Source organism: [Actinomadura] parvosata subsp. kistnae, assembly GCF_900323885.1.
Lineage (GTDB): Bacteria > Actinomycetota > Actinomycetes > Streptosporangiales > Streptosporangiaceae > Nonomuraea > Nonomuraea composti.
Map to the genome: position 1 here is coordinate 3,748,828 of NZ_OOHJ01000018.1, position 15,098 is coordinate 3,763,925.

At 72.7% G+C, this 15,098-nt stretch carries 15 protein-coding genes; 7 read left to right on the top strand and 8 right to left on the bottom strand.

What is annotated here, in order from left to right; genetic code table 11:
- Positions 1-60: 60 nt before the first annotated feature.
- Positions 61-882, top strand: a complete 822-nt coding sequence (locus KIS93_RS37935) for an SDR family NAD(P)-dependent oxidoreductase (protein WP_186404629.1) — start codon at positions 61-63, stop codon at positions 880-882.
- 32 nt (positions 883-914) lie between these two features.
- On the opposite strand, the gene KIS93_RS37940 is transcribed toward KIS93_RS37935, so the two are convergent.
- Positions 915-1,820, bottom strand: a complete 906-nt coding sequence (locus KIS93_RS37940) for a hypothetical protein (protein ID WP_080043157.1) — start codon at positions 1,818-1,820, stop codon at positions 915-917.
- 96 nt (positions 1,821-1,916) lie between these two features.
- Here KIS93_RS37940 and guaA point away from each other — a divergent pair, with 96 nt between their 5' ends.
- A complete protein-coding gene (gene guaA, locus KIS93_RS37945; RefSeq protein ID WP_080043155.1) occupies positions 1,917-3,464 on the top strand; it encodes a glutamine-hydrolyzing GMP synthase in 1,548 nt (515 codons plus the stop codon).
- Positions 3,465-3,471: 7 nt separating this feature from the next.
- Here the strand turns inward: guaA and KIS93_RS37950 are convergent, their stop codons facing one another.
- The gene (locus KIS93_RS37950) at positions 3,472-3,678 is read right to left on the bottom strand and encodes a heavy-metal-associated domain-containing protein (RefSeq protein ID WP_080043153.1); all 207 of its coding nucleotides are present in this window, start codon (positions 3,676-3,678) and stop codon (positions 3,472-3,474) included.
- On the bottom strand, positions 3,675-4,049 hold the full coding sequence (locus tag KIS93_RS37955; RefSeq protein WP_080043152.1) for a nuclear transport factor 2 family protein: 375 nt from the start codon (positions 4,047-4,049) through the stop codon (positions 3,675-3,677). The genes KIS93_RS37950 and KIS93_RS37955 overlap by 4 nt, the downstream gene beginning before the upstream one ends.
- A gap of 76 nt (positions 4,050-4,125) precedes the next feature.
- Between KIS93_RS37955 and KIS93_RS37960 the strand changes: the two genes are divergently transcribed.
- Positions 4,126-4,701, top strand: coding sequence for a TetR/AcrR family transcriptional regulator (locus KIS93_RS37960; protein ID WP_080043150.1), 576 nt, complete (start codon positions 4,126-4,128; stop codon positions 4,699-4,701).
- 122 nt (positions 4,702-4,823) lie between these two features.
- Positions 4,824-6,698 carry a hypothetical protein gene (locus KIS93_RS37965; protein WP_080043149.1) on the top strand — a complete coding sequence of 625 codons (1,875 nt, stop codon included), beginning with the start codon at positions 4,824-4,826 and terminating at the stop codon, positions 6,696-6,698.
- Between the two features lie 92 nt (positions 6,699-6,790).
- Here the strand turns inward: KIS93_RS37965 and KIS93_RS37970 are convergent, their stop codons facing one another.
- Positions 6,791-7,288: a hypothetical protein gene (locus KIS93_RS37970; protein ID WP_155128603.1), complete on the bottom strand. Its 498-nt coding sequence runs from the start codon at positions 7,286-7,288 to the stop codon at positions 6,791-6,793.
- 235 nt (positions 7,289-7,523) lie between these two features.
- Between KIS93_RS37970 and KIS93_RS37975 the strand changes: the two genes are divergently transcribed.
- From KIS93_RS37975 to KIS93_RS37985, 3 genes are read left to right on the top strand one after another with little or no spacing between them, the layout of a single operon-like run.
- Positions 7,524-8,702, top strand: a complete 1,179-nt coding sequence (locus KIS93_RS37975; RefSeq protein WP_080043145.1) for a PP2C family protein-serine/threonine phosphatase — start codon at positions 7,524-7,526, stop codon at positions 8,700-8,702.
- Positions 8,699-10,324, top strand: coding sequence for a sensor histidine kinase (locus tag KIS93_RS37980; RefSeq protein WP_080043144.1), 1,626 nt, complete (start codon positions 8,699-8,701; stop codon positions 10,322-10,324). Before KIS93_RS37975 ends, KIS93_RS37980 begins: the two co-directional genes overlap by 4 nt.
- Positions 10,321-10,788, top strand: coding sequence for a response regulator (locus tag KIS93_RS37985; RefSeq protein ID WP_080043142.1), 468 nt, complete (start codon positions 10,321-10,323; stop codon positions 10,786-10,788). The genes KIS93_RS37980 and KIS93_RS37985 overlap by 4 nt, the downstream gene beginning before the upstream one ends.
- Here the strand turns inward: KIS93_RS37985 and KIS93_RS37990 are convergent.
- From KIS93_RS37990 to KIS93_RS38005, 4 genes are all read right to left on the bottom strand, one after another.
- The gene (locus KIS93_RS37990; RefSeq protein WP_186404630.1) at positions 10,785-12,368 is read right to left on the bottom strand and encodes a hypothetical protein; all 1,584 of its coding nucleotides are present in this window, start codon (positions 12,366-12,368) and stop codon (positions 10,785-10,787) included. The genes KIS93_RS37985 and KIS93_RS37990 overlap by 4 nt on opposite strands.
- 30 nt (positions 12,369-12,398) lie before the next feature.
- Positions 12,399-13,088, bottom strand: coding sequence for a polysaccharide deacetylase family protein (locus KIS93_RS37995; RefSeq protein WP_155128601.1), 690 nt, complete (start codon positions 13,086-13,088; stop codon positions 12,399-12,401).
- 104 nt (positions 13,089-13,192) lie between these two features.
- The gene (locus KIS93_RS38000) at positions 13,193-13,894 is read right to left on the bottom strand and encodes a class I SAM-dependent methyltransferase (protein ID WP_080043134.1); all 702 of its coding nucleotides are present in this window, start codon (positions 13,892-13,894) and stop codon (positions 13,193-13,195) included.
- Between the two features lie 4 nt (positions 13,895-13,898).
- Positions 13,899-15,044: a glycosyltransferase gene (locus KIS93_RS38005; protein ID WP_080043133.1), complete on the bottom strand. Its 1,146-nt coding sequence runs from the start codon at positions 15,042-15,044 to the stop codon at positions 13,899-13,901.
- Positions 15,045-15,098 lie beyond the last annotated feature (54 nt).

Consider the following 15,098-nt stretch of genomic DNA (forward strand, 5'->3'; position numbering starts at 1 on the left):
GGCGTCTTCCGCGGTGATCGGGGGAACGTCTGTAGCGTCGAGTCGCTAGGGAGGCTGTCCGTGCGCGAGCTCTCCGGCAAGGTCGCGGTGGTGACGGGTGCGGCAAGCGGCATCGGACGGGCGCTGGCCCTCCGGTTCGCGGCCGAGGGGATGACGTTGATGCTCGCCGACGTCGACTACGACGGGCTCGCGCGCACGGCCGCGATGGCGGGAGACGTCGAGGTGCTCACGCAGATCACCGACGTCTCCGACGCCTGGGCGGTGCGTCACCTGGCCAACCGCTGTTTCGGGGAGCTCGGGGCCGTCCACGTGCTGTGCAACAACGCGGGCGTCTTCCAGGGCGGCCACCTGTGGACCCGCGACGAGGAGGACTTCTCCTGGCTGCTCGGCGTGAACCTGTGGGGCGTGCTGCACGGCGTCCACGAGTTCGTGCCGCGCATGATCGAGCAGGACACCGAGGGCCACGTCGTCAACACCGTCTCCGTCGCGGGCCTGTTCGCCCGGCCGGGGGCGGGCGGGTACGCGGTGACCAAGTACGCGGCGCTGGCCGCCTCGCTGGCGCTGGCCCAGGACCTGGCCGCCACCGGGTCCAAGCTGCGCGTGAGCGCGCTGTGCCCGGGGGCGGTCAGGACCCGCATCGGCGAGTCCGACCGCACCCGCCCGCCCGGCCTGGCCGTCACCCCGACCCCCGACGAGGTGGAGTCGCGGGAGTCGGTCAGCAGGGCGGCCGAGCGCGGCATCGAGCCGTCGGAGGTGGCCGACCTGGTCGTGGCGGGCATACGCGAGGAGCGGTTCCTGCTGCTGACCGACCCCAAGTACGCCGACCGCCTGCGCGAGCAGACGGAAACCCTGCTGACCGGCAGCCTGCCCGACTACCGGTGACCGCCTGCCCGTGCCCGGCTGCCCGTGTCCGCCTACCAGTGGCGGTCGTGGGCGAGCATCCGCACCACCGTGCCGCTGCCCGGCCTGACCAGCACCCGTACGGAGTCGCCCGGCAGCACGTCCTGGTAGAGCCCCTCCTCGATCTCGAACGCGGTGGCCTTGGCCGAGCTGCCGTCGTGCAGGGCGATGTAGTAGCGGCCGGTGTCGGCCCACCGCTTGACGACGTGCCCGGTGATCTCCTGGCGGCGGGGGAGCGGCCGGGCGGGCACGATCTCGCCGCTGCTCCAGCCGCTGCCCGTGAAGATCCACTCCGGCTCGGAGCCGGCCGGGCCCGCCTGCGCGACCTCGCGCCCGCGCGCCGTCAGGACGAACCCGCGCCCGCCCATGAGCAGCCCGACGCCCGCCACGAACGACACCGCCGTGGCGATGATCCCCGGCCACGACACGCCGGACGCCGCGACGGTGACCCACCAGGGGACGGCGAGCCCGGCCGCCAGCAGCACCGGGACGAGCAGGCTCGGCCAGCGCCGCCGCGCCAGGCCCAGGTCGATGGCGTGCCGGCGGACGAGGGGGACGAACGCGCGGTCGAGCTCGGACGCCGGCGGCATGAGGTCGATGACCGCGACCTCGGGGGCGTCGCCGAGGCGGGCGCGTACCTGCTCCATGGCCCACCGCTCGTAGGCCGGCAGCGGCTCCCGCGGCGGGGGCCGCAGGGACAGGTGGTCGCCCTCGATCGCCACCCACCCGCGTTCGGCCAGCTCGAACAGCGCGGAATGGAACACCTCCTGAGCCCGCGTGCCGCGTAAGAGGTCGGCCACGGGCGCGGGCGCGGGCCCCTCGGGGCCCGGCCCGGGGTGGTGCCTGCTGGACACCTTGAAGGCGGCCGCGAGCGTGGCGACCCACAGGGCCCACGCCGCCGCCGGCCAGACAAGATCCATTGTTCTGTGTTAGCACGTCGGCCGGTGCCAGGCCAGGTGTAAGGGCCAAGGCCGATACACTGGGTGCACCGCATTCGCCTTTGGGGGGTTCTCACGGTGTCTGAATTCGACACAGTGCTGGTGGTCGACTTCGGCGCACAGTACGCGCAGCTCATCGCCAGGCGGGTGCGCGAGTGCCACGTCTACTCCGAGATCGTGCCCTCGACCATGCCGGTCGAGGAGATGATGGCGAAGAACCCGAAGGCGATCATCCTGTCCGGCGGTCCTTCCTCGGTCTACGCCGAGGGCGCCCCGCCGGTGCCCCACGGGTTGTTCTCCACGGGCGTGCCCACGTTCGGCATCTGCTACGGCTTCCAGGCCATGGCGCAGGCGCTGGGCGGCGAGGTCGCCCGCACCGGCGTCGCCGAGTACGGCGGCACCGCCCTGGAGGTGCTCGATGAGGGCGTCATCTTCGCGGGCCTGCCCGCCAGCCAGACCGTGTGGATGTCCCACGGCGACAGCGTGGCGGCGGCGCCCGAGGGCTTCGCGGTGACGGCCTCCACCCGCGAGACGCCGGTCGCCGCGTTCGAGCACGTCGAGCGGGGCCTCTACGGCGTGCAGTTCCACCCGGAGGTGCTGCACAGCGAGCACGGCCAGGCCGTGCTCAAGCACTTCCTCGACGCGGCCGGCTGCCGCCCGTCGTGGACGATGCTCAACATCGTCGAAGACTCCGTCGAGGCCGTGCGCCGCCAGGTCGGCGACGGCCGCGCCATCTGCGCGCTGTCGGGCGGCGTCGACTCCGCCGTGGCCGCCGCGATCGTGCAGCGTGCCATCGGCGAGCGGCTGACCTGCGTGTTCGTCGATCACGGCCTGCTGCGCAAGGGCGAGGCCGAGCAGGTCGAGCGCGACTTCGTCGCCGCCACGGGCGTCAAGCTGCGCGTGGTCGACGCCTCCGAGCGCTTCATCAAGGCCCTCGAAGGCGTCACCGACCCGGAGGAGAAGCGCAAGATCATCGGCCGCGAGTTCATCCGCGTCTTCGAGGACGAGCAGCGCGCCATCATGGCCGACGGCCCCGTGGAGTTCCTGGTCCAGGGCACGCTCTACCCCGACGTCGTGGAGTCCGGCGGCGGCACCGGCACCGCCAACATCAAGTCCCACCACAACGTCGGCGGCCTGCCCGAAGACCTGCAGTTCAAGCTGGTCGAGCCGCTGCGGGCGCTGTTCAAGGACGAAGTGCGCCGCGCCGGCGAAGAGCTCGGCCTGCCCGCCGCCATGGTGTGGCGCCAGCCGTTCCCCGGCCCCGGCCTCGGCATCCGCATCGTCGGCGAGGTCACCCGCGACCGGCTGGCCATCCTGCGCGAGGCCGACGCCATCGCCCGCGAGGAGCTGTCGCGCGCGGGGCTCGACCGGCAGATCTGGCAGTGCCCGGTGGTGCTGCTGGCCGACGTCCGCTCGGTGGGCGTGCAGGGCGACGGCCGTACGTACGGGCACCCGGTGGTGCTGCGGCCCGTCACCTCCGAAGACGCGATGACGGCCGACTGGGCGCGGGTGCCTTACGACGTGCTGTCGCGCATCTCCACCCGCATCACCAACGAGGTGCGCGAGATCAACCGCGTGGTGCTCGACGTGACGAGCAAGCCGCCGGGCACCATCGAGTGGGAGTGACCCGCCCTTACGCCAGCTCGTAGCCCGCTTCCTCCACGGCGGCCCGCACGTCGCCGGGGTCGAGCGGGGTGTCGCTGGTCACCTTCACCATGCCGGTGGCGACGTCCACCGTCACGGTGCTCACGCCGGGGATGCGCTCGATCTCCTCGGTGACGAATCCGGCGCAGTGGCCGCACGCCATGCCGGTCACCGTGTACGTGCTCGTCGTCGTCATGCCGGCAGCGCCCGGGTCAGCATGTGGGCCTCGCGCATCCGGCCGTCGGGGGCGAAGCGGCCGAAGAAGTACACGTCCATCGCGAGATCCTTGCCGCGTTGCCGGATGTGCAGGGTGTAGCGGGCGGCGAGCCGGTCGCCGTCCATGACCGCGTCGTGCACCTCCATGCGCCCTTCGGGGCGGTTCTTGCGGATGGGGCGGGTGTGGGCGATGAGCTTGTCGCGGTCCATGCGGTGGCCGTCGGCGATCTGCACGATGTCGGGGGTGTGGTAGCGGTCGATGATCGCGGCCGGGTCCTCGTCGGTGTTCACCAGGTCTGAGGTCAGCGAGGAGATGAAGTCGCTGATGAACGTCTTCGGGTCGGTCTTCATGCTGCTCCCGGGATTCGCCTAACTCTTACGCGCTGTAAGATATACACGTCCCGCTAACTTGGACAAGGTGTAAGAGATGAGTGCGCGCAACCTTCGTGCCGACGCCCGCCGCAGCCGGGCCGCCATCCTGGAGGCGGCCACCGGGCTGCTCGACGCCGACCCCGACGCCAGCGTCGACGCCATCGCCGCGGCCGCAGGCGTGAGCAGGCAGACCGTCTACGCGCACTTCCCGTCGCGGGACCGGCTGCTGGAGGCCGTCCTCGCGCACCTCACCGAGCAGACGGTCGCCGCCATGGACGCCGCCGACCCCGGGGAGGGCCCGGCGGCCGAGGTGCTGCTGCGGCTGCTCGACGCCGGCGAGCGAGTGGCCGGGCGCCACCCCGCCCTCCTCCAGCGCCTGGGCTCGCTGCCCGTCACCCCCGAGGCCGACCACGACCGCCACGCGCCGGTCGCCGAACGGCTGGAGCGGGTGATCCGGCGCGGCCAGGAGGCCGGCGAGTTCGACCCCGACGTACCGGCGGAATGGCTGGTCGCGGTCACGATCAGGCTCGCGCACGCGGCGAGCGAGCAGGCCGCCGCCGGCCGGATGTCACCGGAGGAGTCCAAGCGGGCCCTGCACACCACCCTCCTCCGGGCCCTCGCCGCCCCCTGAGCCCGCGCCCCCCGAAATTCCCCGGCCGTGATCTGTATCAAAACGCGGTGAGCCGGCTCCTGACAGTCGGGGCGAGTCCGGCCGATCCAGGGGGGACGCACAACGTGGGCGTCACACGAGACATGCACCAAGTCCCGCGCGGCAACATCACCTTCGCCATCCTGGCGGGCGAGCGCGCCCTGTCCGTGGACGGCGACCTGCGGGCCGCCCGCTACTGGTTCGACACCGCCTACCAGGACGCCGAGCTGGGCGGCGACCCCGAGCAGATGGGCCGCGCCGCGCTCGGGCTGAGCGGCGTGTGGGTGCACGAGCACCGCACCTGCGCCGACTGGGAGCGCGTACGCACCCGCCAGCGGCACGCCCTGCGGCGGCTGGACCCCCGCTCGACGCTGGCCCTGCGGCTGCGCGCCCGGCAGGCCGCCGAGGAGGACTACCGCGCCGGCACCCACGACGCCATCCTCCGGCTCCTCGACCGGGCCCGCGCCGCCGGCGACCCCGTGGCGCTGGCGGAGACGCTGAGCCTGGCCCACAACTGCCTGCTCGGCCCCGAGCACGGGGAGCGGCGCCTGCGGCTGGCCCAGGAGCTGATCGGGCAGGCCGTCCGCACCGGCCGCCGCGGCGACGCGCTGATGGGGCTGCTGCTGCGGACCGTCGACCTGTTCCTTGAGGCGTCGCCGACGGCCGAGCGCAGCCTCGAAGAGCTGCAGGGCATGCTGGCCGCCAAGGAGCACCGGGCGATCGGGTTCGTGGTCAGCGCGATGAGGGTGATGCTGAGCATCCGCGCCGGCCGCTTCGAGGAGGCCGAGACGCTGGCGGCGGCCTGCGCCGAGTTCGGCGACGCCACCGGCGACGTGGACGCCACCGGCTGGTACGGCTGGCAGCTCGTCGCCATCCGCTGGCTCCAGGGGCGCGGCGCCGAGCTGGTGCCCGCCCTGTCGGAAATGGTGCACTCGCCCACCCTCAGCGCCCTCGACAACTCCTACCTGGCCAGCCTGGCCGCGGCCGCCGCCGACGCGGGCGACCGCCGCACGGCCGAAGGGCTGCTGGCCCGCCTGCGAGGGACGGAGCTGCCGCGCTCCAGCACGTGGATGACGTCCATGTACTTCATGGGGGAGGCCGCGCACCTGCTGCGCGACACCGAGACCGCCGCATACGTGTACGCCGCGCTCACCCCGTTCGCCGACCTGCCGGTGATCGCCGGCCACGGCGTCACCTGCCTAGGCTCCGCGCACCACCCCCTGGGCATGGCCGCGCTCACGCTCGGCGACGCCGGCCGGGCGGTCGAGCACCTGCGCACCGCCGTCCGCCAGAACCTGGCGCTGGGGCACTGGCCCGCCACCGTGCTGTCCCGGCACCGGCTCGGGCAGGCGCTCGCGCTCAAGGGCGACCCCGGCGACGAGGGGCCCGGCGCGGCGCGGGAGGCCGCCGAGCTCGGCATGGTGCTGCCGAAGGCGAGCGTGCGGCCCGACGCGCCCAGGGGCCTGTGCCGCTGCCGCCGGCGCGGCCTGCACTGGCTGCTGGAGCTGGACGGGCGCAGCGCGCTGGTCAGCCACAGCGTCGGCATGGGGTACCTGGCGGCGCTGATGGCCAACCCCGGCCAGGAGATCCCCGCCATCGACCTGGCCGCCGGGGCGGAGGCCGCCAGGAGCACGGCGAGCTCGGAGCAGCCGGTGCTGGACGACGTGGCCAGGCGGACGTACAAGGAGCGGCTGGCGCGGCTGGAGGGCGAGATCGACGAGCTGGAGTCGATGCACGACCTGGAGCGGGCCGCCGCGCTGCGCATCGAGCGCGACTGGCTGCTGACCGAGCTGACCGCGGCCACCGGCATCGGCGGGCGGGCCCGGCCGTTCGCGGGCAGCGAGGAGCGGGCCAGGATCGCCGTCGGCAAGGCCATCTGGCGGGCGGTCGACCGCGTCGCGGCGGTCGACGCGGCCATCGGCGAGGAGCTGCGCGCCACCGTCCGCACGGGCGCCCGCTGCTGCTACCAGCCCCACTGACCGGTCGGCGCGGCGCGCCCCACTGACCTGCGGTCCCGCACGCGACGGGAGGGCGGGGCGGGGGGAGCCGCTCCGCCCTCGCGCCCGGCAGGTCAGAAGGACTGCTGGATCTGCGGCGAGCTGAAGCTCCTGATCACCCCGAAGCGGGAGTCGTTGACCTTGATCCGGGCGAGCACCTCGTCCACGTCGTTGAAGTCCTCGTCGAGCCAGATCCTGGGCATGAGGACGGACCCCTCGCCGCTGAGCCCGGCGTCGGCCGAGGCGCCCACGTTCGTGATGGGAACGCTGAAGAGGTATCCGCTGCTGTCGTCGGCGAACACCGCGGCGGTGAAGGGGTCGCCGGGCGCGTCGATGATCTGCTGGGCGGGCACCTGCCCGATCCGCCAGTCGATGCCGATGGTGACGCGGAAGAGCCCGCCGCCGGCGTCGTCGATCGTCAGGCACACGTTGCTGCTGGACTGGCCCGTGCAGGCCTGCGCCGCGTGGGCGGGCTGCCCGATCAGGACGATCGCGGCGACGGGCGCCAGCACGACGCCCAGCACACGCAGGAGCCCGCGCCGGGCGCCGGCTCGGGGTCTGTTCGGATTCACGGTGATCTCCAAGGGACTCGGGCGCCGTCCTCCGGCGGACGGCGGCTCGCCCCCAAGGCGTTCCATCTCGCGACGGCCGGCGGAACGGCTCGTGCCGCCCCCGTGCCACCTCTCCGAAATCAGTACGAATACATTCGATAATTGAGGGAAGGGAGGCATCTCCTGGGCCAACGCGGACCGCGGTTGGCAAGGGGGTGCCCGTGACCCGCGGTTCGGAAGGAGTGGCGAAGCCCGCATGTCCCATGCGAGCGAGTACGGCAGGCAGCCGCTGGTGTTGCTCGTCGAGGACGATCCGCAGGACGCGTTGATCGTCGAGGAGCTGCTGGAGGACAGCGGTCTGTCCGTACGCCTGGAGTGGGCGCGCTCCGTGGACGAGGCCCGGCGGGCCCTGGTCCGGTTGCGGCCCCAGTGCGTGCTGCTCGACCTCGGCCTGCCCGACGCGTACGAGTTCTCGGCCCTGTCGGCCGTGATCGAGGAGGCGGGCGACGCGGCCGTGGTGGTGCTCACGGGCCTGGCCGAGGAGCAGGCGGGCCTCGCGGCCGTGACGGCCGGCGCTCAGGACTACCTGGTCAAGGGCCGGGTCGAGGCCGAGTGGCTGGGCCGCACGCTGCGGTACGCGATGCAGCGCAAGCAGGCCGAGCAGGCCGCCGTGGCGTTGCACGCCGAGCGGGTGCGCGCCAAGGAGAACGAGCGCCTGGAGCGCGGCCTGCTGCCCACGCCGCTGCTGCAGAGCATGCCGATCGAGGTGGCCTCGCGCTACCGGCCGAGCAGGGGCTCGGCCACGCTGGGCGGCGACTTCTTCGACGTCGTCGAATCCGACGACAAGGCCGTGCACGCGCTCATCGGCGACGTGTGCGGGCACGGCCCCGACGAGGCGGCGCTGGGCGTGTGCCTGCGCATCGCCTGGCGGGCGCTGGTGCTGAGCGGCGTGACCGGCGCGGCCCTGCTGCGCCGGCTCGAACGCATCCTGGAGGCCGAGCGGCCGGGGGCCGACATCTTCGTCACGCTGTCCACCCTCGTCCTCGAGCCCGACCAGCGCACGGTCCGCATCTGGCGGGCCGGCCACCCCGGCATGCTCCTGCACGACGGCGACACCGTGAGCCTGACCGAGCCGGAGCCCAGCCTCGCGCTGGGCCTGCCGGTGGAGGCCGACTGGCACCAGGACGTGCTGGAGCTGCCCAAGGGCGGCGGCCTGACGCTGTACACCGACGGCCTGTTCGAGCGCCGCCTGCCCGGCGCGCCGCCGCGCTGGCTGGGCGAGGAGGGCCTGCTGGAGCTGGCCCGGCGGCACGCGCACCTCGACGGCGAGGGCTTCCTCGACGCGCTGCTCGCCGACGTCGAGGAGGTCACCGCGCCCGACGCGCCCGCCGACGACCTGGCCGTGGTGCACCTGCGGTGGAGAGAACGCGCATGACCGACAGCTCACGCCTGCGCCGGTTGACGGTGCACGGCTGGTTCATCGTGCTGATCGCGGCCTTCACCATCGTGATCGCGGTCTGCGGCGTGGTCGGCGCGGTCATGATCGACCGGACGAGCAGTCTGTCCGACGAGCTGACCACGCGCATCTCGCCGGCCTCGATCGAGGCGGCCCAGATGCAGAAGGCGCTGATCGACCAGGAGACCGGCGTCCGGGGCTTCCTGCTGACCGGCCGGCAGGAGTTCCTGCAGCCGTACGCGGAGGGCGTGACCGCCGAGCGGCGCAGCCGCGCGCAGGTGACCGCGCACCTCGCCGGACGGCCCGATCTCCTCGCCGAGCTGAAATCCATCAGCGGCAAGGCCGCCGCCTGGCGCCGGGAGTACGCCGACCCCATGATCGCCGAGCGGCGCGACGACGGCACCGTCCCCGCGGCGCGGGTGGAGGCGGGCAAGCAGGCGTTCGACGAGATCAGGGTGCTGCTCGAACGGCAGAACGCCCTGCTCAGGCAGCTCCGCGACACCTCGCGGGCCGACCTGGCGCGGGCCGAGAAGGTGCGCAACTGGGCCTTCCTCGCCATGCTCGTGCTGTTCCCGCTGGCCATGGTGGGCATGGCGGTGTTGCTGCGCCGAGCGGTCGGCCGGCCGCTCGACGAGCTGCGCACGGCCTCCCGCCAGATCGCGGCCGGCGAGTTCGACCACGCCATCCCGGCCAGGGGCCCGGCCGACATCCGCGAGGTCGCCCAGGACGTCGACCTGATGCGCGTACGGATCGTGCAGGCCCTCGGCGACTCGCACCGCCAGCAGGTGCTGCTGCGCGACCAGGCCGCCGACCTCGACGCGCAGGCCGTGGAGCTGCGCCGCTCGAACGCCGAGCTGGAGCAGTTCGCGTACGTGGCCTCGCACGACCTCCAGGAGCCGCTGCGCAAGGTCGCCACCTTCTGCCAGCTCCTGGAGAAGCGGTACGGCGAGGTGCTGGACGAGCGCGGCAAGCAGTACATCCGCTTCGCCGTGGACGGCGCCACCCGCATGCAGGTCCTCATCAACGACCTGCTGCGCTTCTCGCGCGTGGGCCGGGTGTACGACGACCGCGAGCCCGTCGAGCTGGAGGAGACGCTCGACAAGGTGCTCGACGACCTCTCGACTCCCATCGAGGAGTCCGGCGCCCGCTTCGAACGCCCCGACAAGCTGCCCACCGTCGTCGGGGACCCCACGATGCTGCGCCTGCTCTGGCAGAACCTCATCAGCAACGCCATCAAGTTCCGCGACCCGAGCCGTGAGCCGCTGATCCGCGTCGGCTGCGAGCAGGGGCCGGACGGGTGGGAATTCTCCGTGTCGGACAACGGGATCGGCGTGGAGCCCGAGTTCGCCGATAAGATCTTCGTCATCTTCCAGCGCCTGCACAGCCGCGAGCAGTACAGCGGCACCGGCATCGGCCTGGCGATGTGCAAGAAGATCGTCGAGAACCACGGCGGCAGGATCTGGCTGGACACCGGCTACACCGGCGGCGCCCGGCTCTGCTTCACCCTGCCAGTCACCCAGCCGGCCACCCAGCCGGCCACCCAGCCCGCCGCCGACCCGCCACCCGATCCCGGGCCCGACCACGAAGGAACCAGCTCATGACGACGGGGCAACCCATCGAAGTCCTCCTCGTCGAGGACGACCCCGGTGACGAGCTCATCACGCGCGAGGCGTTCGAGGACAACAAGATCCGCAACAACCTGCACGTCGTCAGGGACGGCCTGGAGGCGCTGGACTTCGTCTACCGGCGCAACGCCTACGCCGGCGCGCCCCGCCCCGACCTGATCCTGCTCGACCTCAACCTGCCCAAGTACGACGGCCGGCAGGTGCTGGAGCAGATCAAGGGCGACCCGGAGCTGCGCTCGATCCCCGTCGTCGTGCTCACCACCTCCTCGGCGGAGGAGGACATCCTGCGCAGCTACGAGCTGTTCGCGAACGCGTACGTCAGTAAGCCCGTCGATCTCGACCGCTTCATGGCCGTCATCCGGCAGATCGACGAGTTCTTCGTCACGGTGGTGCGGCTACCGGGGCGGGCGCGGGCGTACGGCGGGGACGACGGCCTCTAGCCCGGCTCCTCGGGATCGAGGGGCTCGGACTTGGACACCACGAGCGGCTCGGCCTCCGCTTCCTCAGGCGCAGGCTCCGGCTCCGGCTCCGGCTCGGGCCCAGGCTCGGGTGTGGCTTCGGGTGCGGGCTCGGGTGCGGGGATGGCCGGGCGGCGCCGCAAGCGTCGCCGCAGCCCCTGGCCCCCCTCGGCCGACAGCCGCGCCAGGCTCCCCAGGAACAGCGGCAGCAGCAACGCCCCCACGAAGATCGGCGAGGCCATGTAACGGAAGTCCTGCGCCGAGATGTTGGCCAGCACGGCGAGCTGCTGCCCCGCCACCACGGCCGCCACCCCCAGCACGTACCGGTTGCGCAGCGCCCACGCCGCCAGCACCACCGCCAGGTACGACAGGTACGCCCACGCGGCCCCCCGCCACAGCACCCAGTCCCACTCGGGCGTCAGCGCCCCGGTCAGCCACGGGTCGGCGACCCGGTTCAGCTCCATGGACAGCGGCCGCAGCGAGAACACCCACCGCCCGGGGAAGTCGGCCACCTTGTACGGCCCCACGTACGTGTCGGCGCTGGGCCGCCGTGACAGCCGGTAGGTCATCCCCCCGGTCGCGGAGGTGTCCTGGGCCGGCCGCCACGCGATCGACCCGCGGCACAGGCGGGCGTCCACGACCAGCCGCGGCTCGGTGACGAGCAGCCGCTGCCACAGCTCCAGCAGCTCGCTCGCGTGCAGGTCGGCCTGCTGCCAGCTGAAGTCCTTGCGCCAGATCAGCGGGTTGATCGTGTAGCAGGTGCCGCCCTCCCACCACCGCTTGATCGGCGCCACGGCCGCCATGAGGCTGATGTCGTGCGGGGTGAACAGGTCGGGCCGCTGCCGGTAGACGACCGCGATGTCCCCGTACGCGGTGTGGTAGACGTACGTCTTCGACGGCGCCACGATGCCGAACTGCGGGAAGACCGCGTTCGAGAGCACGAGCGGCAGGGCGGCGGCGAGCGTGCCGGCCAGCAGTAGCCGGATCCGCGCGCGGGGGATGAGCACCACGAGCGCCAGCACGGCCACGCCCGCGACGAGGAAGCCGTTCGCGCGGAACAGCCCGAGCGCCACGAACAGCAGCGCGAGCCCGGCCAGCGCGGGCGCGCCGACGGAGCGCCGGGCGGCGATCCGCGCGCACACGCCCGCGATGGCGACGGCGCAGATCGTGAACGGCACGTCCTTCCACAGCGTCACCGTGAACGCGCCCACCGGCGGCGCCAGCGGCATCAGCACGGCCACGACGGTCGTCAGCAGCTTCGGCGCGCCCAGCGCCTTGAGCGACTGCGCCAGGTACGTCAGCGCCCCCGCCATGGCCGTGGTCTGCGCGAACGTGACGGCGCCCAGGTCACCGGTCTTGGTGAAGCTCAGCCACACCAGCGCGTCGTAGAGCACCGAGTGGTCGCTCACCCAGGGCCCGACCATCGTGTGGCTGAGGTAGAGCACCGAGTCGCGGCTGAACAGACCGGGATAGAGCGCCGCCCACCAGCAGCCGAGCACGGCCTGGACGATCAGGAAGGTCGCCAGCGCGACCCAGGGCCTGCGCCTGGTGTCTCTCCCCATGGTCCCATTCCCGAGCAGAGGGGGAACCGGTCAGAAGTAGCTCTGCCCAGGTGTCGGTCCGTTGCCGCGCAGCAGCGTGGGCACCGTGACGAGGTGGTAGCCGCGCTTCTTGAGCTCTTTGAGGATCTCCGGCATGACCTGCACCGTCTGCGGCACCACGTCGTGCATGAGGATCACGCCGTCGCGCTTGGCCTGCTTGAGGACGGTCGCCTTGATCTTCTTGGTGTCGCGCAGGCTCCAGTCGAGGGTGGTGTCGGTCCACAGGATCTGCGCCAGCTCGGTCTGGCCCGCCAGCCCGAGCACCCGCTCGTCCGTCTGCCCGTACGGCGGGCGGAACATCACCGGCCGCCGCCCCGTGACCTCGCCGATCACGTCTTGGGTGACCTTGAGCTCGTCGAGGATGTCGTTGTCGGAGTGGGCGGGCAGCGAGGCGTGCGAGTAGGTGTGGTTGCCGATCGCGTGCCCCCGCGCGGCGATCTGCCTGGCCACCTCGGGCCGCTCCTCCACCCGCTTGCCCACGAGGAAGAACGTGGCCTTGGCGCCCGCCTTCGCGAGCGTCTTGAGCAGGGCGGGGGTGTACTTGCCCGGCCCGTCGTCGAACGTCAGCGCCAGGCACTTGACGCGGGCGCAGTCGACGGCGGCGCTCTGGGCCGCCTGGGCGGGCATGGCGGGCATGGAGGTCAAGGCCAGCGAGGCCGCGAGGAGGGCTTGAATCACCACAAAGCAAAGCCTAGAGGCAACCCCGCCCGCCCATGCGTGCCCGTACGTCTCGTTCTGGGTACCGTTACCGGTTCAGCCTGGCCCGCAGGAATCGCTGGGTACCGTTACCGGTTGAGCCTGGCCCGCAGGAACAGCGTCACGCCCTTGAGCGACTTGACCGGCAGATACCGCTCGGCGCAGACGACCGCCGACAGGCCCGCGTTCAGCAGCAGCGGGGTCCTGCGCAGGTCGCTGCCGCCGGTGGAGCGGCGCCGGTGGCGGGCCACGAGGGGGCGCAGGAGCACGTTCCAGCTCCACAGGCGGTCGATGGTCAGGCCGGCCTTCTCGACGACGACGGTGAGCGAGTCGCGGCCGTAGCGGCGTACGTGGCCGACGGCGTCGTCGTGCGGCGACCACAGCGACATGTCGCACGGCACCGCGATCAGCGCGTGCCCGCCCGGGGCGAGCACGCGGGCGATCTCCTCGGTGACGAGGTGGTCCTCGCGGATGTGCTCCAGCACGTCGAACGCGGTCACCAGGCTCACGCTCGACGTCTCGAACGGCAGCGCCCGCGCGTCGGCCCGGACCGCCTTGAGCCCGCGCCGCCTGGCCGTCTCCACCGCGGTCTCGCAGTGGTCGGTCGCGGTGGCGTCCCAGCCCGCCTCGACCAGCACCTGGGTGTTGCCGCCGCCGGCGGCGCCGACGTCGAGCGCCCGCCCGGGCCGGCCCAGCGCGCGCACCTCCCTGCGCAGGATGGCGCGGCGCTCCCGGTACCACCAGTGGGTGTCCTCGAGCGCGATCAGGCGGCGGAGCTCAGTGGTTTCCATCGTGTCAGTTCCTTGTCCGGGTGAAGACCCAGCGGAGCAGGGCGAGCAGGCAGTACGTGGCCGCGACGGCGCCCGACTCGGGCACGGCGCCGCCGGCGGGCACGCCGAGCACGGCCGCGGTGGTGAGGGCGTACAGGAGCGCGAACCGGGCCGCGGTGTGGAAGGCCGACCGGCGACGGGCCGTGACGTTGACGAACGCGGCCAGAAAGAGCGCGCCGAGGTTCGTCGTCACCGGTGACCACATTTCTCGTAACGTGAAATAGGCCAGCGCGTGCGTGATTCCGGGAATCAGCCCGATAAGCGCGGAGATATCGGAAATGGGGTGGGTGAGCACCGCGTCCGGATGCGCGGGCGCCGGCTCGGCCCTGCGCACCCGCACCCGCGCCCGTCCCGTGCCCATCGTCCAGGCGACCCTGGCCAGGCCCTTCAGGTCGTCCACGGCCGTCCTGACCACCCGCACCCGCGAGTCGCCGTCCTCGATCCAGTCGACCGGCACCTCGTGCACGCGCAGGCCGTTGTGCTCGGCGAGCAGCAGCAGCTCGGTGTCGAAGAACCAGGAGTCGTCGCCGACCTTGCGCAGCAGCGGCCGGACCACGTCGGCTCTGGCCGCCTTGAACCCGCACTGCGCGTCGCTGAACCGCACCCCGAACCCGTGCCGCAGCAGCGCGTTGTAGCCACGCGACACCACCTCGCGGCGCAGCGACCTGCGGGTGCGCGCGCCGGGCGCCAGTCGGGTGCCGACCGCGATCTCGGAGTGGCCGCCGGCCACCGCCGCCACCAGCGGGAACAGCGCGCCGAGATCCGTGGACAGGTCCACGTCCATGTACGCCACGACGTCGGCAGGGCTGTCCTGCCAGGCCGCCCGCAGCGCCGCGCCCCGGCCGCGGATCTCCAGCCGCCGGGCGTACACGTGGGGGAGCTCCCCGGCCAGGGCGGTGGCGAGCGGCCAGGTGGCGTCGGTGCTGCCGTTGTCCACGATCGTGATCCGCCACGGCAGCGGGAACCCGGCCTCCAGGTAGCGGGCCAGCGTGCGGACGCAGCCCGGCAGCGCGCGCTCCTCGTTCAGCACGGGGATGACGATGTCCACGCTGGCCAGAGCGGTGGAGGCGAGCACGCCGGGGCTCGGCTCCATGGCGGCGCGCGTGTCCATAGGCTCCCCTGATCTGCTCGTGGCCGTGGGTCCACGGACATGGTGGTGGGGGAG

Excerpts from the sequence above, each read along its gene's own strand:
- KIS93_RS37940 (WP_080043157.1), bottom strand. The coding sequence starts at position 1,820 with ATGGATCTTGTCTGGCCGGCGGCGGCGTGGGCCCTGTGGGTCGCCACG.
- KIS93_RS37950 (WP_080043153.1), bottom strand. The coding sequence starts at position 3,678 with ATGACGACGACGAGCACGTACACGGTGACCGGCATGGCGTGCGGCCAC.
- KIS93_RS37955 (WP_080043152.1), bottom strand. The coding sequence starts at position 4,049 with ATGAAGACCGACCCGAAGACGTTCATCAGCGACTTCATCTCCTCGCTG.
- KIS93_RS37960 (WP_080043150.1), top strand. The coding sequence starts at position 4,126 with ATGAGTGCGCGCAACCTTCGTGCCGACGCCCGCCGCAGCCGGGCCGCC.
- KIS93_RS37965 (WP_080043149.1), top strand. The coding sequence starts at position 4,824 with ATGCACCAAGTCCCGCGCGGCAACATCACCTTCGCCATCCTGGCGGGC.
- KIS93_RS37975 (WP_080043145.1), top strand. The coding sequence starts at position 7,524 with ATGTCCCATGCGAGCGAGTACGGCAGGCAGCCGCTGGTGTTGCTCGTC.
- KIS93_RS37980 (WP_080043144.1), top strand. The coding sequence starts at position 8,699 with ATGACCGACAGCTCACGCCTGCGCCGGTTGACGGTGCACGGCTGGTTC.
- KIS93_RS37985 (WP_080043142.1), top strand. The coding sequence starts at position 10,321 with ATGACGACGGGGCAACCCATCGAAGTCCTCCTCGTCGAGGACGACCCC.
- KIS93_RS37990 (WP_186404630.1), bottom strand. The coding sequence starts at position 12,368 with ATGGGGAGAGACACCAGGCGCAGGCCCTGGGTCGCGCTGGCGACCTTC.
- KIS93_RS38000 (WP_080043134.1), bottom strand. The coding sequence starts at position 13,894 with ATGGAAACCACTGAGCTCCGCCGCCTGATCGCGCTCGAGGACACCCAC.
- KIS93_RS38005 (WP_080043133.1), bottom strand. The coding sequence starts at position 15,044 with ATGGACACGCGCGCCGCCATGGAGCCGAGCCCCGGCGTGCTCGCCTCC.